This window comes from Bradyrhizobium sp. AZCC 1719, from assembly GCF_036924525.1.
Taxonomy (GTDB): Bacteria; Pseudomonadota; Alphaproteobacteria; order Rhizobiales; family Xanthobacteraceae; genus Bradyrhizobium.
Window position 1 is genome coordinate 144,588 of sequence record NZ_JAZHRU010000001.1, and the last position, 24,091, is coordinate 168,678.

The 24,091-nt window shown below is 61.8% G+C and carries 23 protein-coding genes and 1 pseudogene; 14 read left to right on the forward strand and 10 right to left on the reverse strand.

Going from position 1 to position 24,091, the window contains the following annotated elements; translation table 11 throughout:
• Positions 1 to 10: 10 nt before the first annotated feature.
• The 7 genes and pseudogenes from V1292_RS00735 to V1292_RS00760 all read right to left on the reverse strand — a co-directional run bounded on the left by V1292_RS00735 (position 11) and on the right by V1292_RS00760 (position 9,702).
• Positions 11 to 1,312 carry an MFS transporter gene (locus V1292_RS00735; RefSeq protein ID WP_334369860.1) on the reverse strand — a complete coding sequence of 434 codons (1,302 nt, stop codon included), beginning with the start codon at positions 1,310 to 1,312 and terminating at the stop codon, positions 11 to 13.
• A gap of 40 nt (positions 1,313 to 1,352) precedes the next feature.
• Positions 1,353 to 2,618, reverse strand: a complete 1,266-nt coding sequence (locus tag V1292_RS00740; RefSeq protein ID WP_334369861.1) for a hypothetical protein — start codon at positions 2,616 to 2,618, stop codon at positions 1,353 to 1,355.
• A complete protein-coding gene (locus tag V1292_RS00745) occupies positions 2,602 to 3,012 on the reverse strand; it encodes a hypothetical protein (RefSeq protein WP_334369862.1) in 411 nt (136 codons plus the stop codon). The genes V1292_RS00740 and V1292_RS00745 overlap by 17 nt, the downstream gene beginning before the upstream one ends.
• Positions 3,013 to 3,085: 73 nt before the next feature.
• Entirely contained in the window at positions 3,086 to 6,193 is a 3,108-nt protein-coding gene (locus tag V1292_RS00750) for an ATP-binding protein (protein WP_334369863.1), read from the reverse strand.
• Between the two features lie 105 nt (positions 6,194 to 6,298).
• Positions 6,299 to 6,421 (reverse strand): annotated as a pseudogene (locus tag V1292_RS33810) (double zinc ribbon domain-containing protein); the annotation flags it as partial.
• A gap of 148 nt (positions 6,422 to 6,569) precedes the next feature.
• Entirely contained in the window at positions 6,570 to 7,556 is a 987-nt protein-coding gene (locus V1292_RS00755; RefSeq protein WP_334369864.1) for a hydroxyacid dehydrogenase, read from the reverse strand.
• Between the two features lie 103 nt (positions 7,557 to 7,659).
• Positions 7,660 to 9,702 carry an adenylate/guanylate cyclase domain-containing protein gene (locus V1292_RS00760; RefSeq protein ID WP_334369865.1) on the reverse strand — a complete coding sequence of 681 codons (2,043 nt, stop codon included), beginning with the start codon at positions 9,700 to 9,702 and terminating at the stop codon, positions 7,660 to 7,662.
• A gap of 196 nt (positions 9,703 to 9,898) precedes the next feature.
• On the opposite strand from V1292_RS00760, the gene V1292_RS00765 reads away from it, so the two are divergent.
• From V1292_RS00765 to V1292_RS00815, 11 genes are all read left to right on the forward strand, one after another.
• Complete coding sequence (locus V1292_RS00765; protein ID WP_334369866.1) at positions 9,899 to 10,630, forward strand: cytochrome c biogenesis CcdA family protein; 732 nt, start codon at positions 9,899 to 9,901, stop codon at positions 10,628 to 10,630.
• A 114-nt stretch (positions 10,631 to 10,744) separates the two neighbouring features.
• Positions 10,745 to 11,209 carry a DoxX family protein gene (locus tag V1292_RS00770; protein ID WP_334369867.1) on the forward strand — a complete coding sequence of 155 codons (465 nt, stop codon included), beginning with the start codon at positions 10,745 to 10,747 and terminating at the stop codon, positions 11,207 to 11,209.
• A gap of 90 nt (positions 11,210 to 11,299) precedes the next feature.
• On the forward strand, positions 11,300 to 13,084 hold the full coding sequence (locus tag V1292_RS00775; RefSeq protein ID WP_334369868.1) for a thioredoxin domain-containing protein: 1,785 nt from the start codon (positions 11,300 to 11,302) through the stop codon (positions 13,082 to 13,084).
• 156 nt (positions 13,085 to 13,240) lie between these two features.
• Complete coding sequence (locus tag V1292_RS00780; protein WP_334369869.1) at positions 13,241 to 13,429, forward strand: type II toxin-antitoxin system HicA family toxin; 189 nt, start codon at positions 13,241 to 13,243, stop codon at positions 13,427 to 13,429.
• 5 nt (positions 13,430 to 13,434) lie between these two features.
• Entirely contained in the window at positions 13,435 to 13,830 is a 396-nt protein-coding gene (locus V1292_RS00785; protein WP_334369870.1) for a type II toxin-antitoxin system HicB family antitoxin, read from the forward strand.
• Positions 13,831 to 14,181: 351 nt separating this feature from the next.
• Positions 14,182 to 14,445, forward strand: coding sequence for a BufA2 family periplasmic bufferin-type metallophore (gene bufA2, locus V1292_RS00790; RefSeq protein WP_334369871.1), 264 nt, complete (start codon positions 14,182 to 14,184; stop codon positions 14,443 to 14,445).
• Positions 14,446 to 14,642: 197 nt separating this feature from the next.
• Complete coding sequence (gene bufA2, locus V1292_RS00795) at positions 14,643 to 14,900, forward strand: BufA2 family periplasmic bufferin-type metallophore (RefSeq protein ID WP_057846977.1); 258 nt, start codon at positions 14,643 to 14,645, stop codon at positions 14,898 to 14,900.
• A gap of 112 nt (positions 14,901 to 15,012) precedes the next feature.
• Positions 15,013 to 15,918, forward strand: a complete 906-nt coding sequence (bufB, locus tag V1292_RS00800) for an MNIO family bufferin maturase (RefSeq protein WP_334369872.1) — start codon at positions 15,013 to 15,015, stop codon at positions 15,916 to 15,918.
• On the forward strand, positions 15,915 to 16,700 hold the full coding sequence (locus V1292_RS00805) for a DNA-binding domain-containing protein (RefSeq protein ID WP_334369873.1): 786 nt from the start codon (positions 15,915 to 15,917) through the stop codon (positions 16,698 to 16,700). Before bufB ends, V1292_RS00805 begins: the two co-directional genes overlap by 4 nt.
• Positions 16,701 to 16,724: 24 nt before the next feature.
• Positions 16,725 to 17,507 (forward strand): creatininase family protein, encoded by a 783-nt coding sequence (locus tag V1292_RS00810; protein WP_334369874.1) that lies wholly within the window; start codon positions 16,725 to 16,727, stop codon positions 17,505 to 17,507.
• Positions 17,504 to 18,490, forward strand: coding sequence for a hypothetical protein (locus V1292_RS00815; protein WP_334369875.1), 987 nt, complete (start codon positions 17,504 to 17,506; stop codon positions 18,488 to 18,490). The genes V1292_RS00810 and V1292_RS00815 overlap by 4 nt, the downstream gene beginning before the upstream one ends.
• Before the next feature lie 66 nt (positions 18,491 to 18,556).
• On the opposite strand, the gene V1292_RS00820 is transcribed toward V1292_RS00815, so the two are convergent.
• Both V1292_RS00820 and V1292_RS00825 read right to left on the reverse strand, forming a co-directional pair.
• Positions 18,557 to 19,255 (reverse strand): outer membrane protein, encoded by a 699-nt coding sequence (locus V1292_RS00820; protein WP_334369876.1) that lies wholly within the window; start codon positions 19,253 to 19,255, stop codon positions 18,557 to 18,559.
• A gap of 356 nt (positions 19,256 to 19,611) precedes the next feature.
• Positions 19,612 to 21,087, reverse strand: coding sequence for an MFS transporter (locus V1292_RS00825; RefSeq protein ID WP_334369877.1), 1,476 nt, complete (start codon positions 21,085 to 21,087; stop codon positions 19,612 to 19,614).
• On the opposite strand from V1292_RS00825, the gene V1292_RS00830 reads away from it, so the two are divergent.
• Complete coding sequence (locus V1292_RS00830) at positions 21,073 to 21,432, forward strand: LysR family transcriptional regulator (protein ID WP_334369878.1); 360 nt, start codon at positions 21,073 to 21,075, stop codon at positions 21,430 to 21,432. The genes V1292_RS00825 and V1292_RS00830 overlap by 15 nt on opposite strands.
• A gap of 47 nt (positions 21,433 to 21,479) precedes the next feature.
• A complete protein-coding gene (locus tag V1292_RS00835) occupies positions 21,480 to 22,019 on the forward strand; it encodes a LysR substrate-binding domain-containing protein (RefSeq protein WP_334376902.1) in 540 nt (179 codons plus the stop codon).
• A gap of 46 nt (positions 22,020 to 22,065) precedes the next feature.
• Here the strand turns inward: V1292_RS00835 and V1292_RS00840 are convergent, their stop codons facing one another.
• The gene (locus tag V1292_RS00840) at positions 22,066 to 23,460 is read right to left on the reverse strand and encodes an FAD-binding oxidoreductase (RefSeq protein ID WP_442895482.1); all 1,395 of its coding nucleotides are present in this window, start codon (positions 23,458 to 23,460) and stop codon (positions 22,066 to 22,068) included.
• Positions 23,461 to 23,566: 106 nt separating this feature from the next.
• Here V1292_RS00840 and V1292_RS00845 point away from each other — a divergent pair, with 106 nt between their 5' ends.
• Entirely contained in the window at positions 23,567 to 24,091 is a 525-nt protein-coding gene (locus V1292_RS00845; RefSeq protein ID WP_334369880.1) for a thioesterase family protein, read from the forward strand.

A 24,091-nucleotide genomic window follows, 5' to 3' on the forward strand; every position in this document is an offset into this window, starting at 1 on the left:
GACGTTGCGGCTACGCCTGGTCGTGCTTGATCGGCGCCTTGTGCATTTGTCCCGCGACCGCCCTCACCTTGCCTGGCGATGCCTGCCAGATCGCCACTGCCGACAGGATGCTGACGGCAATGCCGAGCGCAAAGGCGAGCGTATAGCTGCCTGAAAGGTCGTACAGCAGCCCGGTCGCCCATGGGCCCGCCGCGCCTCCGGCCAGCGCGGCCAGCATGATGGTGCCGAAGATGCTGCCGTATTGCTTGCCCTGAAAGATTTCCAGCACCACCGCGCCCATGATCGAGGTCAGGCCATAGCCGAGCGCGCCTTGCGTGAAAATCATGAGATAGACCAAAGGCAGTATCGGCGCGAACTTCAAGGCGATCAGCGCCGCAAAGCAGATCGCAAAGCCGGCGCAGCTTATCGCCCAGATCCATTCGCGGCCGATCCGATCGGAAAGATGCCCGAGCCAGATCTGGCCCGGTATGCCGAGCAGGCTGACGACGCCGAGCGCCCACACCGCGACGTTGGCGCTGAAGCCGATGTCGAGCAGGTATTTGGTCTGGTGCACCTGCACCGCGTACCAGACATACAGGCCACCGAAATAGCCGAGCGAAATCCACCAGAATCGCGCGGTACGCAGCGCGCGGCGCAGCGTCCAGTCGGTGGCGGCCCACACGGGATCGACGACGTTCGAGCGAGACGCGGCCGATGTCGCCGACGGCGCCGCGTCGCCATCCGGCTGTAGACCGATGTCCTCGGGCCGCTTTCGCAGCAGAAGGTTGATCGGCGCGAGCACGGCGAGCACCAGGATGCCCATCGCGGTGCAGGCGGTGCGCCAGCCGGTCTGCTCGATCATGTGCTGCACCCAAGGCAGCAGGGTCACCGAGCCGATGCCGACGCCGGCAAAGGCGAGCCCCATGGCGAGCCCGCGGCGGCGAATGAACCAGTTCGGCAGGAACAGCGATTGGCCGGAATAGCCGAGGCACACGCTGCCCGCGCCGACCAGCACTCCGATGGTGAGATAGAGATGCCAGGGCTGCGTCGTCAGCGGCGCCAGCAACAGCCCGCCGCCCATCAGCGCAACGCCGAGCTCCATCACCGCGCGCGGACCAAGGCGATCCATCATGCGGCCGATCAGCGGGCTGACGCCGCCGGAAACCACAAAGCCGAACGAAAACGCACCCGCGGTGACGCCGCGATCCCATCCGAACTCGCCGATGATCGGCGGAAAGAACAGCGAGAACGCCGTCCGCGCATTGACGCCGATCGCCATGGTGACGAACGTCACCACAACGATCAGCCAGCCGTAGAAGAAGGGAAGATGCATCACAACTTGCGAGCTCGTTACGTTTCGACAGGGAGAGAAGTCATAACCTTATGTTCGAGCGCGCCCACTGCTTCAGCGTGTCCAGGACCTCAATGTCGGGCAAATCAAATATCTCCTGACGGGAGGATATTCCGAGCGGGTCGATCTCCAGGGTTTCCTTGAACAGAAAGGCTGCCAGAAATTCCAGACCCAACTTACCGAAGCAGACGCCGGCCATGTACCGGCCGACCGAACTCGCTGGAGGGCCCAGCATCGCGGCAACGACATACGCTTCGGCCGCGCGTTGCCAATTACCCTGAAGGTAATGGACCTGACCGAGCTCAACCCAGGCCTTCGAATCGTACGGGTCTACCCGCGTCAGGTCGGAGGCCCTCGATGCTGCCAGCTCGAGATCATTCAGCCAAAGCGCTTCCTTGGTTCGGCTTTCCAACACCGCATGCAGATTCTCGCGATAAAGAATCTCCTCCGCCGCCGTCGTTGGCGCAAGGTCCCGCGCCTGGCGCTCCGCAATGTCCATTGTCCTGATCATCGCTTCCCGGTTGCCCGCAGCTTGAGGAAGGAAGCCCATTCCCCGATAAAATCTGCTTTTGAACAATTGCGCGGTAAATCCAGTCTCGCCGTCCTCTACGGCGGCAAAGGCAATCTCGAACCGCTTGCCCCAATCATCGAGTTCGGCGAGTGGCGCGCGGGCCTTGGCTTTCTGAACGAAGACCATTGCTGTTGCATTGAACCTTACGGGCGCATGGCACCGGTCATCGATCGCAATATTCTCAAAAGCGGACATGGTCCCGGAATCGTAGCTGGACGTTCGTTTCGGCAAATCGAGCATGAATTTTGCCGATGCCCGGCAGAACGCGAGTTGTGCGGCGCGAGGATCAGCATCGCTGTCACTGGCCCAATCCTCCGGAATGAGTTTGAGCAATGGCTCGTACAGGCACATCGAGTGAAGAAGCGCCGCCAGCCGGCATTTGCGCGCGGACGAAAGCTTTGGCCAAAGCTCAAGGTCCTGACAAAGCTTGCGCCACCGATCAGTACGCAGATCCTTGGCAAGATCACGAGGATCGCTGACTGCATAAGGCGCGCCGGCCTGCTCTGCGAGCTGCACGCGAAAACCGGGCGACAATGCACGTTGTGGAAGGAAGGAAGGGCTATCCGGATCGGCATAGGCTTGCCAGCCGGCGTCAATCGATCTGGCATGCGTGGGTCCGGCTTGGAGCCGGCCCAGGTCAAGGTATGGACGAAGCAGCCAGGTTGAAAAGCGAGAGCCGAGGCTCTCGCTGAGCGCCAGGTTAGCCAAATCGCGCATGCATGCCGCCGCAGGCGGCGCTCTCATAGCTGGCACTCTTCTTTTTCTTCTTTAGCCAGGCGTGATAGTCGACATTCAATTTCTCAAAGTTTGCTGCATACTCCGGCGTCTCCTTCCTGAAGTATCTGATCGCCGGCTCAAGCACCTCATACATGTGACATATCGGAGTAACTTCGTAGATCTTGTCCTTGGCTCTGACACCGCGCATCAGGACCGCGATCGACTCCCAGGTAACGATAAGGAGCCGAACCGCCGCGTGCTCTCTGCTATCTGATGGAGCGGCGGCCATGGTCTCCGCACCGCCATCGGTTTCTCGGCGCAGTACCTCCGCCGCGTGGTAATCGGAATCGCTTCGCATCCCCTGAATACCAAGCAGAAGCGAATTCTCATCCATGGGCCGCCTCCCCGTCGCCTTGTACAATTGCCAAGCGAACGAAATCTAGCCCGACATCTACAAGTTCACAAGCTCAGCCCCAGAAGCGCATTTCCATCGCGTCTGCCAGCGACCTGGAAATGCTGCGGTGGTGCTCTGCGCTGGATTTCCGATGGCCAAGATCGAACACGTTTGCGAGCCCCTTGTGGCAGTTCGCTTCCAGCGGTCGCATTCCTAATTCTTCAGCAAGCACTACACCTTGGGTAAGCCAACTCTCGGCATCGCTCAGCTTTCCTCGATACAGGTCGACCTCGCCCAGCATCCGCAACGAGTAAGCCTCGTTTGCTCGCTCCTCATGTTTGCGGGCGAGCTCGAGTGCACGCGTGGCCGCCTTCAGCGCCTCGCCCTCGCGCCCGAGCGAAAGGTAAGCCTCGCTGACATAAGCCAGACGCAGCGAATGACGGGCGACGAAACCTTTGGATTCGGCGACCTCGATGCTCTGCTCCAGAATTGGAATCCCCTCGTTCGCCCGGCCGGCTAGCGCAAGGGCATAGCCAAAATGCAGCGCAACGTAGGCAAAGCCGACGGGACTATCTGCGAACGCGCCGGCTGCCAGCGCACGTTCGAACGAACGTAGGGCGCGGCGTAAATTTCCCTGGCGCAACGCGACGACACCGAGACCGAGATGCGCGTAACCGCAACTGAAGGGATGACTCGCATTCTCGGCGATGCGAAGGGCGTCTTCGCCGACATTGAACGCTTCGGAAAATTGTCCGGTATCGGCCAAGCCCCATGCGATAAAGCTACGCGAGAACGCGGCGGGCAGGACGAACATTCCGAAACGCTGGCTGGCGAGATTGCCCTCCAGATGGAGGACGTTCCAGCCGAAACATTCGCGCGCCTTCTTGTAATCTCCCCGCGTGTGATGCGCCAATCCGAGAGGAAGATTGGTGACGACCTGAAGAGGTAAATCGGATAGCGGCTCGGCAACCGCAAGGGCGCGTTCTCCGGCCGCGATCGATTCCTTGTATCGGCCGAGCATCCAGAACTGTTCGGTCAGATAGGACTGCACCCATCCATTACGTTGTTTGTCCCCGATTCGATCCGCCAATTGCTCCGCTTCGCGCAGCCGGGCCGCAATATGGTCGCGATCTCCGAGCGGTTGCAGAACATTGCGGATGTCGAATCGGATATCGATCGCCTTCTGAATGGCCTCCTTGCTTTGCGGCAATCCGGCCAGCGCTTCGAGGGCTTGCTCGAAGAGGATTACGGCCTCAGGATAGGCTTCTCGATCTGCAGCCTTCGTTCCAGCCTGGCGCAAATACGTCACGGCCTTTTCCTGAAGCCCGCCACGTAGCGCATGATCGGCCAGGCGCTCTACATGCTCGCCGATGCGGCCGGCATAAACCTTTTCTATCGCGAGAACGACGCGCTGATGGATGTCGCGGCGCCGCTCGCTCCGCAGGCCTCCGTAGGCGACATCGTGAGTGAGAGCGTGCTTGAAGGAAAATTGAAGATCTGGAAATAACTGGGTAGGAAACACAAATTCGGCCGTCTGCAAACTGTCGAGCACTCCGCGAAGCTCGCTGTCGGGAAGACTGCTTATTTCTTTCAACAGCGAGAGCGGAACGTCGTATCCGATGACCGCAGCTTCCTGCAGCAGCCTCTTCTCGGCCTTTGCCAGCGCGTCGATACGTGCGGCGAGAACGGCCTGTACGGTGGGCGGGATTTCGTTTCCCGAAATCGGCTTGACCATCCTGTAGTTCTGTCGCGACCCCTCCAGCACCTTGCGGTCCACCAGCGTTCGAACCAGCTCTTCCACGAAGAATGGATTTCCGCCCGCGCGATCCAGAACAAAATTCTTGAGGTTTTCGAGTGCCGGGTCGGATCCCAAAAGTGAATGCAGAAGCGTGGTGAGGCTCGCACTCTCCAGAGGTTCAAGACGCAGGTTGCGGTAATTCGGCCGCCCCCTCCAATCGTCATGGAATTCCGGACGGTAGGTTACCAACAGCAGCAAGCGCGCATCGCGCGCATTGACGACGATTTCGTTCAGAAGGCCCAAGGTAAGAGAATCGTTCCAGTGCAAATCCTCGAACACGGCGACGACCGGCTGCACATGGTTTTCGCGCAACAGCAACCTGGTAATCGCCTGGTAAGTGTGCTGCCGGTGCTGGAGCGGATCCAGCGATTGGAACGGATGACCTGCATCCAAAGCGTCCAACAGATCGAGCAGCGGCGGGATTACGTCCTGCAGCGAAGGATCGAGTGCCAGGATCTTTTCTGTCACCTTCTCGCGGATCGACTTGGCGTTGTCGCGTTGACTGATCTTGAAATAATAGTGCCGGAGCAATTCGATCACCGGCAGGTACGATGCCGCATGGCCGTATGAAGCCGAGTTTGTCTCAAGAACCAGGCAGTCTTCGGTCCGGAACGAGTGAACGAACTCGTGAATCAGGCGCGATTTGCCCATGCCGGGCTCCCCGACGACTGCCACGACCTGACCATGACCGCCTCGGGCGTGATCCAGCGCCTGAGTGAGTTGTTGAATTTCCAGTTCGCGACCGACAAACGGCGTCAACCCGCGCGAGGCGGCAGCCTGCAACTTTGTCCGCTCAAAGCCCCCTTCAGTGATCTCGAAGACTTCAACTGGGTTCGCGAGACCCTTGATCGTCATTTCGCCGAGTGACTTGGCTTCGACGTATCCTTCAACGAGGCGGATAGTATCGGCAGTGGCGAGTACAGAACCCGGCATCGCCATTTGCTCCATGCGGGATGCCAGATGGGCCGTCTGTCCGACGACCGTGTAGTCCATGTAGAGATCGTTGTTGATTGAGGAGACCACAATCTCACCGGAGTTGATACCGACCCGGATCGTTATTGGCGCGCCGTAAGCACGGCGGATCTCTTCCGCATAGCGGGCAATCGTCTGCTGCATCCTGAGGGCTGCATAACATGCGCGCACGGCATGATCTTCATGCGCGAGTGGGGCTCCGAACAGCGCCATAATGCCGTCCCCCATGACCCTGTTCACCATGCCTTCATAGTGATGGACGGCTTCGAGCATGTGATCGAGAACGGGATCGAGGAGCTTCTGCGCTTCCTCGGGGTCGCGATCTGCTATTATTCTGAGAGATCCGACGATGTCGGCAAATAGCACGGTGACTTGTTTGCGTTCACCTTCAAGATCGCGTTTCGTCGTCATTATCCTGACGGCGAGATGTTTTGGAGTATAATTGTCAGGTGACAAGAAGCGGTTTACCGCTCGATGTTCTTCGTCAAGTCCAATTGGGTGTGCGCATTGGGAACAGAACTTGGCTCCTGATGACACGAAGCTACCGCAATTAGGACAGCCGCGCTCGAAAGGAGCGGCGCACTGCTCGCAGAATTTCGCTTCAGGCCGATTGTCGTGTTCGCACCTGGGGCACTTCATCAGAACCGTCAGCTAAGCGGTTAGTACGCGACGCAACCATCCTACTTCGCCGTACCGCATACAACAACCAGTAAGCGATTGCTTGCGCGTAGCGCCGGGCATCGGCTCTGCAAGCTCGCGGACGTTGAGAAGCCGCCGGGGCGCTATCTTAAGGCCTAGACGGCCGCCGCTGCCAACGCTCGGCGTTGACGGCGCCGGCCGGCACCCCGCCCGCGGTGATGGCCTCAACCTGCCGCACCGTCTCCAGCGCCTGGCTTTCGATCGCCGGCGGCGTCAGGCCGCCGATATGTGGCGTCGCGATGACGTTCGGCAGGCTCGCGAACTCCGGCGACGGCATCTGGTCGAGGGCGCGGCCGACATCCATCGCGGCGCCGGCGATGCGGTTTTCGCGCAAGGCCGCCGACAATGCGGCCTCGTCAACGAGATTGCCGCGCGACAGGTTGATGAAAAAGGCATGCCGCTGCATGCGGGCCAGCGCCGCCTGGTCGATCAGATTCTCGGTTTGCTCGTTGGCGACCGCGAGGCAGACGACGTAGTCGGAACGATCAAGCAGTTCGCCGAGCGGCACATGCCGGATCGCGGCGTCGCTCACCGTCGCAAAGGGATCGGCGACCATGACCTCCATCCCCAACACCTTGGCGATATCAGCCAGGTAACGGCCGATGCTGCCATAGCCGATGATGCCGAGGCGGCTGCCGGCCAGTTGCCGGCCCATGATGACCTCCGGCTTGCGGCCGGCATGATAGTCGGCGGTCGCACGTGAAACCCCACGCGACAGATCGACCATGAAGCCGAGCGCAAGTTCGGCAACCGATTGAATAAAGCCGGGTCCCGCCCGCGTGACCAGAACGCCGGCGGCCGAAGCGGCTTCGACATCGACGTTGCGGATGTCGACCGCGCAACGAACGAAGGCGCGCAGCTTCGGCAGCTTCAAAAATATCTCGCCCGGACCCGCGGTGAGCCGGTCGGCCACGATGATGTCGACATCGCGGGCGGCCTCGATCAGGCCGGCCGCGTCGAGCGCGTCGCTTGCTTCATGCAGTTTCACCTGCGCGACGGCCTGCAGCCCGGAAAGACTACGGTCGCCGTAGTACTGGGCGCGCGACTGCGGCGTATGGGTCAACAGCACTTTCAACGCGGAACGGCTTCCCTATCGATCGCTAGCGAATGCACCGCCAGGGCCGGCACATCTATGGCCAAACCCGTCCCCGCAGGCAAGGCGGCAAAGCCGCGTCGGGCTACTTGGTCCGCGCCACCGTCGTGCCGTCCCAATCTTCGCCGGCCGGATTTTCGAGCTGCTGCCTGCAGCGCTCAATCATCGTCGCCGACGCTGCATCGTGCTCGCGGATTTCCAGCACTTTCTCGAACGCGCCGATCGCAGCCGGGAAATCCCGCGCGCGCCAGGCGGCAAGGCCAGCCTCGTACGAAGCCACCCAGGCGGGTGCGCCGATATCGTCAGCCATGCCTAGCAATTCATAGATCTGCAAGCCGCCCGCACGGCCATAGACCGCCAGCCGGTCGAGTTCGCGAACCACGATGCTTTTTCCCGCCAGCCGGCGCGTTTCGGGGCCGATGATGATCGTGGAGCCGTACGCCTTGTTGGTGCTTTCCAGCCGGCTCGCAATGTTCACGGCATCGCCGATCACGGTGTAGTTCAGCCGCACCTCCGATCCGATATTGCCGACCAGCATGTCGCCGGAATTGATGCCGATGCGGATCCTGACCGGCTGGCCGTGGTCGTCGACGAGGTCGGCCTCTTCCACCGCGCGCCGGCACGCCAAGGCCGCCCGGCAGCAATCGACGGCATGATCGGGGTTGGGCGACGGCGCGCCCCAGAACGCCATCACGGCATCACCGATGAATTTGTCGATGGTGCCGTTCTGGTTTTGAATCTGCGCCGAGACGCAATCGAAATAGCGCGACAGCAGCGGGATGATGCGGTCGCCGAGCCGCTCGGATATGCCGGTGAAGCCGGCCAGATCGACGAACATCACGCTCATCGGCCGCACCGCGCCGCCAAGCCGCGCGCCGTTGCCGTCGCTGATCAGCCGCTTGACCAGGTCGGCTGGAATGTATTTGCGGAACGCGGCAAGCCCCTGCGCCATGTCGCCGATCGCGCCCGACAGATTTCCGATCTCGGTCAGCCGCGACGGATGCCGCTGCACCTTGTCGAGATCGAAACGCTCGACATGCCTGATCTCGTTCACCACCTTGATCAGGGGCGCTGCGATCAGGCGCTGGGCGAGCCACGCCGACAATATCCCGGCAAAAACGATCAGGACCGCAAGCCCGATCAGCAGGTTTCGGATCGTCATCTGCACCGGTCCGAGAAATTCCGATTCCGGCACCACCGTCACCAACGACCAGCCCGGAAACGAAATCGGCGTAATCACGGCCTGATAGGCCTTGCCGTCGCGCGTCACCGTCGTGTTGAACGGCTGGCCCTCGCCGGGTTCGTAGGCGCTGCCGGCATTGCGGATCGCATCGACGGCGACCGGAAACAGTGGATGATCGGTCTTCAGCGCCACCAGTTCGCTGGCGTCGGGATCGGGCGAGGCCACCACCTTGCCGTCCCGCTCGAGAATGAAGGCGCCTGCGGATTTGCCGACCGTGAGCTGCGACAGGAAATTCGAGACGCGGGTCAGCTCGATGATGATCGCAACGACGCCGGCCGATTTGTGATCGATTTCGATCGGGGCCGAAAAGGCCGCCGCCAGCCGCTCGCCGCGCGGATGCGTCGTCAGCGTCGACCAGTGTTCGTCGTTGGTCTCTTTGGCGACCCGAAACCATTCCTGCTCGGTCACGGAATAGTCGGTGTCTTCGAACCAGCTCGCCTTCAGCCGAAGATCGTCGCCGACGAATTCGTAGCGATTGATGCGCAAATTGCGGTCGGGCGTGATTTCGAGCATTTCGATGACGTTGTCGCCGAGCTTGTGCCCGGCAAAGAACGAGCCGTCCGGCCATCCAAATGCCACCCAGGAGATCGTCGGTTGCGACAGCAACTGCGAGCGGAAAACGATCTCGCGTTTTCGGGCGTCGCGCGGGTCGAACACTTTTTCGGCCAGCAGCGTTCGCACCGACAGCATCGACGACCGCGCCTCTGAAGTGACCGACTGCAGTTCGTCGCTGACCGCGGAAACGATCTGGTCGTTGATGGTGTTGGCAAGCGTCTGGCTGACCTGATGGGCGGTGCGCCACCACAAAAGGTGCACGCCGACGGCACTGACGACGATGGACGTCAGCACGAGGGCGGAAATGGCGCTGCGGATGCCGAGGCACATACGGGGGTCTCTGACGGTCTGATTACCGCAATACGGGACCATACCAGCGTCTGTTTCGCCGGCGAGGCAATTTCGGCGCCCCGGACACGGCTCTGTGACCGAAGTTAAGCCGTATTGGCGACGAAACTTATCGATTGCCTGTTCCGTACAAGCGAAGACGGCGCTATGCCTTGCGGCAGTTTTCGAAGGTCATGCGATGCACGATGTTTCCATACCGGCGGCCCTGATTGCCGGTCTTGTCAGCTTTCTGTCCCCCTGCGTGCTGCCCCTGGTGCCGCCCTATCTGATCTATCTCACCGGCGCGACCATCGAGCAGGTCGCCAATGCCGGACCGACGCAGGCATCAAAGCGCGCGGTGATGGCTTCGGCACTGATGTTCGTGCTCGGCTTTTCCACCGTCTTCGTGGCGCTTGGCGCCAGCGCCTCGCTGATCGGCGTCCTGATCCGCGCCTGGTCGGCGGAGCTCTCGATCGTGGCCGGCATCGTGATCATCATCATGGGCCTGCACTTCCTCGGCTTGACCCGGATCGGACTGTTGATGCGCGAGGGGCGGATGCCGATGCCGAAGCCGGTCGGCCTCTGGGGCGCCTATGCCATGGGGCTCGCCTTCGCCTTCGGCTGGACCCCCTGCATCGGCCCCATTCTGGCTGCGATCCTGTCGATCGCAGCCGCCGAGGCCACCGTCACCAAGGGCGCCGGTCTGCTCGCGGTCTATTCCGCCGGGCTCGGAATCCCGTTCCTGCTGGCAGCCTTCATGATCGAGCAGTTCTCCTCGCTGTTTGCGCGGATGAAGCGACACCTCGGCAAGATCGAGCATGCCATGGGCATCCTGATGGTGATCACCGGCATTGGCTTCCTGACCGGCTCCGTCACCAGCATCAGCATCTGGCTGCTGGAGACTTTTCCCGCGCTGCAAAATTTCGGCTAAGCCCCCGTAACAAGCGGGTCGGCGCCATCGAATTTCCTGTCAGGACCAGACTGCCGCCACCGCGGCCGCGACGTGACCGCAGGTCGCGGCGTCACGAAATCTCAAGGGGGTCGCATGTATTCCATCGTCAATCTGCTCATCCTGTTGCCGGCGCAGATCGCCTCGCATTTTTCCTGGGCCGGCCCGCTGATCATGCGGCTCATCGTCGGTTACACCTTCATGCTGGCCGGCTGGGGCAAGCTCAATCATCTGGCGCAGGTCACCGAAAACTTTGCCGGTTGGGGCATCCCTTTCCCGACAATCCTCACCCCCTTCGTGTCCGGCGTCGAATTCTTCGGCGGTGCCATGCTGATCCTCGGCCTGTTCACGCGAATCCCGGCCGCGATGCTGGCGGTGGTCATGGTCGTCGCCATCAAGTCGGCCAAATGGGGCGACGTCGAATCACTGGAGACGCTGCTCGGTTTTGAGGAGGCTGCCTACTTCGCCGGCTTCATGTGGCTTGCGATTGCCGGTCCCGGCGCGGCGTCACTGGACCGGTTGCTGGTGAATGCCAGCGGCCACCCCAAAGCTTCAACCTGACACTCACAATCCCGTGACATCGGCTAATGCTTGAGCCCTGATCTTGCCGCCTGCGTAGCTGGAGAAAACGCCACGCTTCCGGGAGCCACCATGAAACTCGTCCGCATTGCCGCCTTCGCACTTGCCGCGCTGGCGGCATCGCCGTCGTTTGCTGCGGACCGGCCCGAATGGAGCGACTGGAGCGACGATCTGTTCGCCCGAGCGCAGGCCGAACAGCGCTTCGTCATCCTCGATCTCGAGGCGGTGTGGTGCCACTGGTGCCACGTCATGGAGAAGACGACCTACGCCAATCCCGAGGTCAGGGAATTGCTCGCCGCGAAATATCTGCCGGTGCGAGTCGATCAGGACGCCAACCCCGATCTGTCGAGCCGCTATGGCGACTGGGGTTGGCCGGCGACCATCGTGTTCGGCCCCGACGGCACCGAGATCGCCAAGATCAGGGGCTATATCGAACCGGAGCGGATGCAGGCGCTGCTCAAGGCGATCATCGATGATCCCTCGCCGGGACCATCAGTCGCTGAAGCGTTTGAAGTCAAGCCATCGACCTCCGCCTTCCTCGACAAGGCGCAGCGCGCTGCGCTGATGAAGAACTTTGACGAAGCCTACGAGGAACAGCTCGGCGGCTGGGGCGAGAACCAGAAATACATCGACGCCGACAGCATGGACCTTGCGATCACCCGCGCCGAGTCCGGCGACGCCATCGCGACCAAGCGCGCCCGGCAAACGCTCGATGCCGCCATCGCGCTGATCGATCCGGTCTGGGGCGGCGTGTACCAATATTCCGAAGCGGGCTCCTGGACGCACGCGCATTTCGAAAAGATCATGTCGTTCCAGGCGCAATATCTCCGGCAATACAGCCAAGCCTATGCGCTGTGGAAGGATCCGAAATACCTTGCTGCCGCACGCAACATCGAACGCTATCTCGCCCAGTTTCTCAAGAGCCCGGACGGCGCGTTCTATGTCAGCCAGGATGCCGATCTCGATCACGACACCGATGGGCACACCTATTACGCGCTGTCGGACGGCGAGCGGCGCAAGCTCGGCATGCCGCGCATCGACAAGAATCTGTATGCGCGCGAAAACGGCTGGGCGATCTCGGGGCTTTCGGCCTACTACAACGTCACCAACGATCCGAAGGTGCTGGCGATCGCAGAACGCGCGGCGAAATGGGTGATCGACAACCGCGCGCTCCCCGATGGCGGGTTCCGTCATGGCGACAAGGATCGCGGCGGGCCATTCATCGGCGACACGCTGGCTATGGGCCAGGCCTTTCTCGATCTCTATGCCGCCACGGGAAATCGCGGCTGGCTCAGTTCGGCCGCGAAGGCCGGCGATTTTATCGCGACCTTTCGTGATGAGGCCGGCGGCTTCGTGACCTCGAAGACAGCGGAAGGCAAAACCGGCGTGCTCGCCAGGCCCGCCAAGCTGATCGACGATCAGGTGCAGGTCGCAAGATTCATGAACCTGCTCAACCGCTACTTCGGCAACGAGGCCTATCGCGAAGAGGCCGCGCACGCGATGCGCTATCTGGCCAGCGCTTCGGCCGGGATGATACGTCCCCTGCCCGGCGCTCTGCTCGCCGACGAAGAACTCGCGGTTGAACCCACCCACATGACAATCGTCGGACACAAGGACGACGCCCGCGCGAAAAACCTGCATGCGCTGGCCCGTGCATTGCCGGCCCGCTACAAGCGACTGGAGTGGCTCGATCTGCGCGAGGGCAAGCTGCCCAATCCCGATGTCGAATATCCCGATCTCGGCGAACCCGCGGCGTTCGCCTGCAGCAACCGTATCTGTTCGTTTCCGTCCTTCAATGCCGAGGAGTTGAGGGCCACTGTCGCGCAGATGGCGAAGCTGAAGCCAGCGCGGCGCTGAACGACCAACGCAAACCGCGGCGCAGCTTTGGCTGATCGATTGAAGGCTACGCGCGTTCTCTGGCTCGGCTGCGAAACCGCACTGCTCTAGGCGTTGACGCCAACAGAGTTCACTTCTCTGTTGACAAAAGTACGGCAGTGTGTATTAATACACACTATGAAAAGCCGGGAAATTATCTCGGCCCTTCAAAGGGATGGATGGATTCAAGTGGCTCAAAGAGGCAGCCATGTACAATTCAAACACCCCACTAAGAAGGGCCGCGTAACCGTTCCGCATCCCGAACGGGACATCCCCGTTGGGACACTAAAGAGTATCGAAAAGCAGTCAGGTCTAAAACTGAGGTAAGAGCCATGCGTAACTATATTGGTCTTATCCATAAGGACGCCGACAGCCACTTTGGCGTTTCTTTTCCGGACTTTCCCGGCGTTATTACCGCGGGGACCAGCTTGGATGACGCTCGCGCCATGGCTGAGGAGGCCCTTACCCTTCATATCGAAGGGTTGGTAGAGGACGGAGAAGCTATTCCCGAACCCTCTGCCTTGGAAGCGGTTATGTCTGATCCGAACAACCAATCGGGTGTGGCTATCCTCGTCTCTGTAAAGAACGAACAACCCAAAACTGTTCGCATCAATGTCACCCTGCCAGAAGATATTCTTGGGCAAATCGACAAATTTGCAGAAGCGCACGGCTACACAAGATCTGGTTTTCTGGCGCAGGCAGCCAAAAAACTTATGGAAGCTGCATAACCACAAAGAGCCCGGATCACTTTCCGGGCTCTTTCTTTGCTAGGCGATTGTCAAAGTATTTCGGGCGCGCCAGCTCCTATCAGGAAACGGCCAGGAACAGCGTCCATATCACGTCGCTTTGTCAAGATTTTAATGCAGAAAATTTTCTTTTGAAACTCTGTAACCAAATCGCCCGATGCCCCGTAGCTGGCATGGATGAACAGTCGGGTCACGGCGGCTTGACGTTTTCTGCAAGCCCGCCGCGATCTGATTGCCATCCGTCACATCGCTTGCGTTGTGGGGGTCCGTGATCGAAACGGTCAACGGATGCGCGCGACGTCCTGTCTGCAAACAATCATCGAGGAGATCGTCATGAAGTTGAATTCCAAGTCCGGTGCGACGCTCGCCGCAGCCGCCGCCACCCTGTTCCTCGCCGGCTCGGTGGTGTCGACGGTGTCGACGCCCGCGAACGCCGCCCAGGGCAAGTGCATGGCCGGCAACGCCTGCAAGGGCCAGAGCGCCTGTAAGGGTTCGGCCAATGCCTGCAAGGGCCAGAACGCCTGCAAGGGTCAAGGCTTCTCGGCGATCTCCGAGAAGGCTTGCGCCGCCATGGGCGCCAAGTTCGTCAAGGGCTGATCGTTCCGATCAGGTGCAACGAGGGTCCAGCGCTTGCCGGACCCTCGTTGTCTCGTCCCGGCGGCCGAAATAAAGTCGGCCCCGCGCGTAACTAAATCCAGACCCGCCGCGTAGCTATCTCCGGGTGCAGTTTGTCGGCCGCGGAACTGTCGCGGCTTGCGGGCGATGCACCCTCACACTTCCTTTGGAGGATACCAATGAAGATGACTTCGAAGTCCGGCGCCACCCTCGCCGCCGCCGCAGCCACCCTGTTCCTGGCCGGCGCCACCGTGTCGACCGTGGCCTATGCCGCCGGCGAAGGTAAGTGCGTCGGCGCCAATGCCTGCAAGGGCCAGAGCGCTTGCAAGGGTGCCAGCAATGCCTGCAAGGGCCAGAACGCCTGCAAGGGGCAGGGCTTCTCGGCCATGACCAAGGAAAAGTGCGACGCCGCCAAGGGCAAGTACATGCCGTCTTAAGTCGCGGTCCGATCGAGGCCCGGGTGTAGGCCGGGCCTCGCATCCATGCTAGGTTGACGGTGCAGTTTGGGACACGCCGCCGCACTTGCGGCGCCGTTCGAGCGGAGACGAGATGAACGTCGCAAGCAGATTGCCAGATACTTCGGCGGCTGCGCTTGCAGACCGCACGGTGACATCGGCCAAGCCGCCCTTCCTCGGCTTCGGCCTCGGCTTGCGCCACCAGCATTACGACGAAATCCTGAGCGGCAATCCGCCGATCGACTGGTTCGAGGTGATCAGCGAAAACTACATGCTGCCCGGCGGCCAGCCGCTACGCACGCTCGACCGGATATGCGAACGCTACCCCGTGGTGATGCATGGCGTGTCGATGTCGATCGCCTCCACCGCCCCGCCGAACTTCGAATATCTGCAGGCTCTGAAGGATCTCGCCCGGCGAGTCGAGCCGAAATGGGTATCGGACCATCTGTGCTGGACCGGCGTGCACGGCAAGAACCTGCATGACCTGCTGCCGATCCCCTACACCAGGGAAGCGCTCGATCACGTCGTCAGCCGCGTCCAACTGGTGCAGGATTTTCTCGGCCGCGCCATCGTGCTCGAGAATGTCTCGACCTACGTGCAGTTCAGCAATTCCGAAATGACGGAATGGGAATTCCTGTCCGAATTGTCGCGCCGCTCCGGATGCTGGCTCCTGTTCGACGTCAACAATGTCTATGTCAGCGCCTTCAACCACGGCTACGATCCCATGACTTTCCTCAATGGCATTCCGGCGGATCGCGTGGTGCAGTTTCACATGGCCGGCCACAGCCACATGGGCACCCATATCATCGACACCCACGACCATCCGGTGTGCGAGGATGTCTGGGATCTCTATGCCGCGGCGTTGAAGCGTTTTGGCCGGGTCTCGACCATGATCGAGCGCGACGACAACATCCCGCCGCTCGACGAGTTGGTGCTTGAGGTTGTCAGGACCCGTGAGATGGCCGAAAAAATCTTGCCGAGGTGCACGCAGGCGGAATGAGCGATTTTGCGCGACAGCAAGCCGAGTTTCAGCGCGGCATCCTTGATGGCGACGATACGGTGCTGGCTGAAATCCTCGACAGCCCGCGCGAGAAGCGCGAAACGCTGTTCGGCGTCTATCGCTATGCCTACGGTTCGCGGCTGGTCGAGGCAATGCGCAACGACCACGAGCTGCTGCACCTTTATCTCGGCGACGAGATGTTCGACGAGATGGGGTACGCTTATGTCAAGGCGCGTCCGTCCGCGCATCCGAACCTGCGCTGGTTCTCGCAAGGCCTGCCGGAGTTTTTGAAATCGGCGAAGCCCTACTCGGACCATCCCGTACTGTCCGATCTGGCCGCGCTGGAAAAGGCGCTCAACGACGCCTTCGACGCCGCGGAAAGCAAGGTGGTCGAACTGACCGACATGGCACGCTTTGCGCCCGAGGCATGGTCGGGCCTGAGGTTTCAGCCGCATCCCGGTGTCTTCAGGCTCGATCTTGCAACCAATGCGGCTGCGATCTGGCTCGCGCTCAAGAACGACGAAACGCCGCCGGACGCGACCGCAATGGAGCAGCCGGCGCATCTTCTGATCTGGCGTCAGGACGTCACGCCGATGTTCCGCGAGCTTTCGGCGGAAGAGGCGATGATGTGGGACGAGGCCGCGAACGGCATTCCGTTCGGCGTACTCTGCGAAATGCTCGCGACCCATGACGACCCCGACGGCGCGGCAGGCCGCGGCGCCGGCTATCTGCACGGCTGGATCACGGCGGGGCTTTTGACGGATGTTTCCGTCGGCTCATGAAGGGGGAGCGCTCGGCGAATGGGAATGGACACCGATCGCCACTTCATCGAGCGCATGCACTGGGACGAAGTCGCGCGGCGCATCGGTAGTGGCGCGGTGGCCATATTGCCAATCGGCGCCGCCGCCAAGCAGCACGGCTTCCATCTCCCGCTCAACACCGACCGCATCCAGGCCGAATGGCTCGCAGCCAGGATGGCGGAAAAGATCGACGCGCTGATCTGGCCGACGCTGACCTACGGTCATTATCCCGCTTTCGTCGAGTATGCCGGCAGCAGCAGCCTGTCGATTTCGACCTTCGAGGCGCTGGTGCGCGAGATTGCGGGGCAGATTCTCGCCGGCGGATGTCCAAAGCTGCTGGTGCTCAACACCGGGATCAGCACCCTGGCCCCGGTCGATCGCGCACTGGCGCGCCTCGACAGCGTGCGGATCAGGCATCTGTGGATCCACGAAGGCCCGCGCTATCCGCGCGTGGCGAGGCAATTGGCCGAGCAGAGCCATGGCAGTCATGCGGATGAACTGGAAACGTCGCTGATGCTGGCGCTGGCGCCGCATCTGGTCGACCTGACGCGCGCCGAAGCCAGCCCCACCCTGAACCGGGAGACGCCGGGCGCACTGACGCCGTCGGATCCGTACTCGCCAAATTACAGCCGCTCCGGGAGCTATGGCGATCCGACACGGGCGACGTCGGCCAAGGGCGAAGCCTTGCTCGCCGCCATGCTCGGCGATCTCCACGAACAGGCCGCCTCGTTCATCGCGCAACGCCCAGGTGAGGAGCGGTCGGCCGCGGTCCAGACCGTGCTGCGATGAAAGCCGCCAGCGCCTTTCGCTGGACCGTGGCCGCCGCCGTCATCATCGCGGTGCTGGCAAGCGCCGTTTCGTTCCGCGCCGATGCGCAATCGGAATATATGCGCGACCGGATGCCCTACGACGCTTTCGACCGGCTGCCCAAAACCGATATTGACGTGCCCGGCGGCATCATCCATGTCGCGCTCGCGCCGGGCGACTTCATGCTGCCCAGGGAAAAACTGCTCGACTGGATCAGGATGTCGGCTCGGGCCGTGACGACCTATTACGGGCGATTTCCCGTCAACTCGCTCCGGCTGCTCTTGGTACCCGTCGATGGTGGGCGCATTCGCGGCGGCACGACGTGGGGCTATCGCGGCGCCGCCATTCGCATTCCGCTTGGCCGCGATTCAAGCGAGGATGTGCTGCGCCGCGACTGGGTGATGGTGCACGAGATGGTGCATACCGCCCTGCCTGATGTGCCCGACCGCTACGCGTGGCTCTCGGAAGGATTGGCGGTCTATGTCGAGCCGGTCGCGCGGGTGCAGGCCGGAGATCTGAGCGCGCGCGAAATCTGGCAGGCGATGATGCGCGACATGCCGAAGGGGCTGCCGCAGGCCGGCGACCAGGGCCTCGACAACACCGGCACCTGGGGGCGGAAATATTGGGGCGGCGCGATGTTTTGCCTGCTCGCCGACATCGAAATCCGCAAAGCCACCGACAATCGTCTCGGCCTGCAGGACGCGATGCGCGGCGTGCTCGCCGCCGGCGGCAATCATGAGCAGGACTGGCCGATCGAGCGCATCCTTGCAACCGCCGACAAGGCCGTCGGCGTCGACGTGCTGACCCGCCTTCACAACCAGATGGGGCCGAAGCCGGTGGCGCCCGATCTCGCGGCGCTGTGGAGCGACCTCGGATTGAAGCGGGTTGGCGAAGATCTCGAGTTCGACGACACCGCGCCACTCGCAGCAATCCGCAAGGCAATCACCGCGCCGCCCGCACGATAAGACGCATGGAGAAGCGCGGCATGATGATCCGGCAGCCAGCGCCGCCGGACCATCCTGAGCGAAGCATCAGAACCGATAACTGGCGCCCACGCGCACAAAGTGCATCTCGTTGCGGAATTCAGCCCGGGTGCGGTCTCGGCTGGACATCGTGGCGCTGCCGTAATCGGCATAGAAATATTCACCGCGCGCGACCAGATGCTTGGTGAAAGCATACTCGATGCCCGCGCCAGCGATCAGCCCTGCCTTGACCTGCTCGTCCCAGATCGCCTGCTCCAGCGTGTCACACCCTCTCTGAACCGTATAGCGATAGCCATTGCTGATGCTGGCCACGCCGACACCGACCGCACCAAATGCCAGCAGGCGGTCGAACGCGTAGCCGGCGCGCAGGCGAGCCGAGCCGAACGCGCCGAATCTCGATAGCAACGCACTGTCGCCAAAGACGAGTTCGTCCTCTGACGAGGTGGACTTGCCCCAATCGAATTCGGCGCCAATTACAAAGCGGTTGGCGAATTGATAATTGTAGCCGCCGTAAACGCCGACGGCGAAGCCGCCCGCCTGCCCCTCCGCATGACGACAAGCACCATTTCGGCAGTAATCGGCCGCCCACGCCGCGTACGCACCGCCGCCGTAAACGCCCGCATAGAATCCGGTCCAGTTGTAGTGAGGCGAAGGCAGGTCTGGAATACGGATTTCAGCAGCCTTCGCTGCCGGACCTGCCAATAAAAAGCCACACGCGGCAACAATCCCCCAGGAAAGAAAACGCATTAACACACCTCATCACGCACGACACACGCAACACATGTTGCGGGAACAAGCTGAAGAGGGCAGTTCGGGCGCGACGATGTTTAAGTCTGGCGGCGCTGTGTTGAAACGAGGCTATGTTTGGAACCGAACTGCGACGGCCGCCACAATGTACAACTCCTGAGCGAACAACGTCGTTGCAGGCTTTCGACCGCTACCAGCGGTTTCAACATGAAGGTGGCGGGCAACGGGCGCAGCGCCAAGCCGCTTGCCAATAAGCCCGGTTGCGTGACGCGTTGATGTTCGCTTTACTCCTAAAGCGACGCGGTTGCTGCGCGGACGCGAAATGACGCGATGGCATTCTGACATTCCTGGCGCGGCTACTTTTTTGACGCGGCCGCTGGTGCGGGCAGTAGGACGAGCGCCGCGACCAGTCCCGCCGCTGATGCCATTGCCGCTGCCGAGAACAGCCAGATGTAGCTGATCGCCGATCCCTGGTTATGAAGCACCGCGCCGAGAGCTGCGATGCCGACCGCGAAGCCGGCTTGGCGCATGACGACCGTCACGGCAGATGCCAAGCCAGCAAGATCCGGCGGCACAAGCGACACGGCCGCGCCGGACAGTTGCGGGTGAGCCAAAGCGACGCCGACCCCAATCGCGACGGTCCCGCAGAAAGTCGGGATTAGCGGCGGTGCTGAACCATCCGAGAGCAGCGCGATCACAATGGTGGCATTGCCGGCTGCCAAAATCGCGAGCGCCAGGGCGAAGTAAAGCCGCCATCCCAGACGATCGACAAGCCGACCGCCCAATGGCGGCAGGAACAGCATCGGCAGCGTGGCCGTCAGCAGTGCGATGCCGGCCACTTCCGAGGACCAGTCGAAAGCGGCAGCAAAGAAGAGTGGCAAGTAGATGAGGATCGCCCAGTAGCCGATCGATACGGCGCACAGGAGGATCGCAATTCCGATCATGGCCCGTTGAACGAATATGCCTGGATCGAGGATCGGGTCGGCGCGGCTTCCCTGCTGTATGCCGAATACAGCCAGAAACACCGCACTCAGCGCGAGACCCGCTACCAAATGTGACGTCGACGTGCGGCCATGCAACAGCGCCTCGACAAGCGCGGTAAGCGCGGAGGTAAACAATACGACGCCCAGGATGTCGAGCCGCCGGGGCACCGCCTCGCGCGCTTCCGCGACCAACCGCGGTACGCCCCACGCGACCATAGCGCAGGCTGGCAGGTTGATGAGGAAAATCCAGCGCCAGCCGATCCACGATGAGACAAGTCCGCCAACCGTCGGGCCAAATGCCATGGCGAGCCCGGACATGACACCAAGCAAGGCAAACGCGTCTGTGCGCGCCCTTGCCTGCACATAGACACTGGCGATCAGCGCGAAGCCGCCAGTCACGATGAATGCGGCTCCGATCCCCTGCAGTGCACGAGCAACCAATAGCGTCGGTCCGTCCCATGCCATCCCGCACGCCAAAGACGCGAGTGCAAAGATGCCATTGCCGACGAGCATCGCCCGCCGTCGTCCATACCGATCCGCCAACGCTCCCGCAAACAACAAGCAGGCTGTGAAGGCCAAACTGTAGGCATCCATGACCCACGCATACCCAGCAACGTCGAACCCGAGTTCACGTGCGACGGTCGGCAACGCGATGGCTACCGCCGTCACATCAAAATTGGCGAGGAAGGGCGCCATCCCCAAGAGCAGGGCCGGCAACATCGATTGTGCAGACCGACCGGAGTCGCTGTCTGCAATATTTATTGGCTGTGTCATCGTGCGGCTACTCGTGTCTTGGATTGCCGCTTTTTGCCAACGCCAATTGTTCACATCGCCATGAATATCGTTCATAGTGCTGGCATGCGTGCTCTTCCCCCTTTTGATGGCCTGATTGCGTTCGACGCGGCGCTGCGCCATCGCAGCATGACGCTCGCGGCCGGTGAGCTGGGGCTCACACAGAGCGCGATCAGCCATCGACTGAAGAAACTTGAGGGCTTTGTGGGCGCGCGGTTGCTTGATCGTACAGGGGGCGGTCTGTTGCCGACCGCGGCTGGCGCTACCTTGGCCGAGGGACTCGGGCGGATGCTTGACGAAATGGCGGAGCTACGCGCCCGCTCGCGTGCATCGGTGCGGCCGCTGACACTCAAGATCGGACTAGGCTCCGCTCTTGCGAACTACTGGCTGGTGCGCGTCTGACGGCGTTTGCGTCCGCATATCCCGATATTGCGATCGAACTCTGCATCATCGAAAGCGATGTTCAAGCGCGCGCCCTCGATCTCGACGTGCAGATCCGATGGATTCCTAAAGCTGGCGCGCGCACCACGTCGACCCAGCGCTTGCTGTTCGACGAGATGGTTTTCCCGGTCGCGATCCCGTCTCTGCTGCCGCGCGGGCGGCCATTGCGGGAGCCGCATGTGCTCGGCACTTTACCAATACTGCACAAGGGCCTCGTTGGCCGGAACGACGGCGCGGAATGGTCGTGGCCGGTGTGGTTCGAACGGCTGGGCGTCACGGCTCCCGTTCAGGGCGGGCTTCGCTTCGACAATCTCGGTACAGCAATCACTGCCGCTTTGCAGGGCAGCGGCGTCGTTCTAGCCAGGTCTTTGCTTGTTCATGATGCACTCGCGGAAAAGCGGCTTTGCCGCGTCGTGTCGTCAAACTGGGATATGACGTCCAGCAAGGCGCACATCATCCGCTGGCCTGCCGCCCTGGCGAATGACAGGCGTGTCGCACTGTTTGTTGACTGGGTTGTCAAGGAAGCGACAAGAACACCCTTTCGATGAAGGTGCGTCGCCACTGACGTTCGCTCCGCGTCAATGAGCCCAGCCCCTACCCCACCGGCACGATCTTGCCGGGATTGAAAATGTTCTGCGGATCAAGCGCCTGCTTCAGCGCGCGCATGGCGTCGATCGCCTCGGGGCCGAGCTCGGCCTTGAGGTATTTCTGCTTGCCCTGCCCGATGCCGTGCTCGCCGGTGCAGGTGCCGCCCATCGACTGCGCGCGCTCGACCAGGCGATGCATGAACTCCTCGCCGCGCGCCATTTCTTCCTTGTTGTCGACGTCGCAAACCAGCGAGCAGTGAAAGTTGCCGTCGCCGACATGGCCGACAATCGGCGACAGCAGATTGAGCCGTTTCAGGTCCTCCTCGGTCTCGGTAACGCAGTCCGCAAGCCGTGAAATCGGCACGCAGACATCGGTCGCCACCACGCCCGCGCCGGGCCGCAGCGCCTTGACGGACCAATAGGCGTCATGCCGCGCCTGCCAGAGCTTGGTGCGGTCCTCGGGCTTGGTGGTCCAGGTGAAGTCGCCGCCGCCGCATTCCTTGGCGATCTCGCCGAAATTCCTGGACTGTTCGGCGACCTCGACCTCGCTGCCGTGGAATTCCAGAAGCAACAGCGGCGTCTCCGGCAGGGTCAGCTTGGAATAGGCGTTGCAGGCGCGCACCTGCTCGGCGTTGAGCAGCTCGATCCGCGCCAGCGGAATGCCGGTCTGGATGGCCAGGATCGTGGCCTGGCAGGCGCCGCGCACGGTCTCGAACGAGCAGGCAGCGGCCGCGATCGTCTCGGGAATGCCGCGCAGCTTGATGGTGAGCTCGGAGATGATGCCAAGCGTACCCTCGGCGCCGACGAACAGATGCGTCAGGTCGTAGCCGGCTGCCGACTTCTTCGCCCGCGTGCCCGTCGTGATGATCTCGCCATCGCCGCGCACCACTTTCAGCGCCAGCACGTTCTCGCGCATGGTGCCGTAGCGCACCGCATTGGTGCCGGACGCCCGCGTCGCGGTCATGCCGCCGAGCGAGGCATCGGCGCCCGGATCGATCGGAAAGAACAACCCCTGGTCGCGCAGATGCTCGTTCAGCGCCTTGCGGGTGACGCCGGGCTGGATCACGCAGTCCAGATCCTCCGCATGAACTTCAAGAATCCGGTTCATGTCGCGCAGATCGATGCAGATGCCGCCGGCCGGCGCATTGACCTGGCCTTCCAGCGAGGTGCCGGTTCCGAAAGCGATCACAGGCACACGGTGTTTGGCGCAGATCCGCACCACGTCCTGGATGTCGGCGGTTTCCTGCGCCATCACCACCGCGTCGGGCGGCTGGGTCGGCAGCCAAGTGGTGGTATGGGCGTGCTGTTCGCGCACCGACTGCGAGGTGATCAGCCGGTTGCCGAACCGCGCCGCCAGCGCCTCCACGGCGCTTGCCAAAGCCTGCGGTTCCGGCCGCTTCATACTACCCGATATCGTCGTCGCCACGTCAAGTTCCTCCCGAATTTGAGCGGACCGTGGCAAAGGATATAAATGGGGTCAAGATAGCGAAACGACAAAGGGATGGATGATGACGACCGCTGCCGCCGCCGGGGAAAAACTGAAAGATATACCGCTGCCGCCGGCCCCGTTTCTGTCCTCGGTGATGCAGATCGAGCCGCAATGGATCGACTATAACGGCCATCTCAACATGGCCTATTACAACGTGATGATGGACCGCGCCATCGACGAAATGTGGCTGCAGCTCGGGATCGGGCCGGCCTATATGAAAGAGCGCCACTGCTCGACTTTCACGGCAGAAGCTCACGTGCGCTACATCAGAGAAATTCACCTCGGCGACCCCGTTCAGATTTCAGTTTATCTGTTGGGTGCCGACGAGAAGCGATTGCACACGTTCGAGGAATTGCGCCACGCGACCGAAGGCTGGCTTTCCGCGACTTCGGAAAACATGACGCTGCATATGGACATGCAGCGTCGGAAGGTTGCGCCCTTCCCGCCCGACATCCGCGCGCGCATCCAGGCGGTGATGGATTCGCATGCCGCCGTGCCGCGGCCGGAGGGGATCGGCCGCAAGGTCGCGATGCCGCAGAAGTAG

What these genes read in the sequence shown, in the direction of transcription:
- V1292_RS00735 (WP_334369860.1), bottom strand. Translation starts at nt 1,312, where the DNA reads ATGCATCTTCCCTTCTTCTACGGCTGGCTGATCGTTGTGGTGACGTTC.
- V1292_RS00740 (WP_334369861.1), bottom strand. Translation starts at nt 2,618, where the DNA reads ATGCGCGATTTGGCTAACCTGGCGCTCAGCGAGAGCCTCGGCTCTCGC.
- V1292_RS00745 (WP_334369862.1), bottom strand. Translation starts at nt 3,012, where the DNA reads ATGGATGAGAATTCGCTTCTGCTTGGTATTCAGGGGATGCGAAGCGAT.
- V1292_RS00750 (WP_334369863.1), bottom strand. Translation starts at nt 6,193, where the DNA reads ATGACGACGAAACGCGATCTTGAAGGTGAACGCAAACAAGTCACCGTG.
- V1292_RS00760 (WP_334369865.1), bottom strand. Translation starts at nt 9,702, where the DNA reads ATGTGCCTCGGCATCCGCAGCGCCATTTCCGCCCTCGTGCTGACGTCC.
- V1292_RS00765 (WP_334369866.1), top strand. Translation starts at nt 9,899, where the DNA reads ATGCACGATGTTTCCATACCGGCGGCCCTGATTGCCGGTCTTGTCAGC.
- V1292_RS00770 (WP_334369867.1), top strand. Translation starts at nt 10,745, where the DNA reads ATGTATTCCATCGTCAATCTGCTCATCCTGTTGCCGGCGCAGATCGCC.
- V1292_RS00775 (WP_334369868.1), top strand. Translation starts at nt 11,300, where the DNA reads ATGAAACTCGTCCGCATTGCCGCCTTCGCACTTGCCGCGCTGGCGGCA.
- V1292_RS00780 (WP_334369869.1), top strand. Translation starts at nt 13,241, where the DNA reads ATGAAAAGCCGGGAAATTATCTCGGCCCTTCAAAGGGATGGATGGATT.
- V1292_RS00785 (WP_334369870.1), top strand. Translation starts at nt 13,435, where the DNA reads ATGCGTAACTATATTGGTCTTATCCATAAGGACGCCGACAGCCACTTT.
- bufA2 (WP_334369871.1), top strand. Translation starts at nt 14,182, where the DNA reads ATGAAGTTGAATTCCAAGTCCGGTGCGACGCTCGCCGCAGCCGCCGCC.
- bufA2 (WP_057846977.1), top strand. Translation starts at nt 14,643, where the DNA reads ATGAAGATGACTTCGAAGTCCGGCGCCACCCTCGCCGCCGCCGCAGCC.
- bufB (WP_334369872.1), top strand. Translation starts at nt 15,013, where the DNA reads ATGAACGTCGCAAGCAGATTGCCAGATACTTCGGCGGCTGCGCTTGCA.
- V1292_RS00805 (WP_334369873.1), top strand. Translation starts at nt 15,915, where the DNA reads ATGAGCGATTTTGCGCGACAGCAAGCCGAGTTTCAGCGCGGCATCCTT.
- V1292_RS00810 (WP_334369874.1), top strand. Translation starts at nt 16,725, where the DNA reads ATGGACACCGATCGCCACTTCATCGAGCGCATGCACTGGGACGAAGTC.
- V1292_RS00815 (WP_334369875.1), top strand. Translation starts at nt 17,504, where the DNA reads ATGAAAGCCGCCAGCGCCTTTCGCTGGACCGTGGCCGCCGCCGTCATC.
- V1292_RS00820 (WP_334369876.1), bottom strand. Translation starts at nt 19,255, where the DNA reads ATGCGTTTTCTTTCCTGGGGGATTGTTGCCGCGTGTGGCTTTTTATTG.
- V1292_RS00830 (WP_334369878.1), top strand. Translation starts at nt 21,073, where the DNA reads ATGAATATCGTTCATAGTGCTGGCATGCGTGCTCTTCCCCCTTTTGAT.
- V1292_RS00825 (WP_334369877.1), bottom strand. Translation starts at nt 21,087, where the DNA reads ATGAACGATATTCATGGCGATGTGAACAATTGGCGTTGGCAAAAAGCG.
- V1292_RS00840 (WP_442895482.1), bottom strand. Translation starts at nt 23,460, where the DNA reads ATGAAGCGGCCGGAACCGCAGGCTTTGGCAAGCGCCGTGGAGGCGCTG.
- V1292_RS00845 (WP_334369880.1), top strand. Translation starts at nt 23,567, where the DNA reads ATGACGACCGCTGCCGCCGCCGGGGAAAAACTGAAAGATATACCGCTG.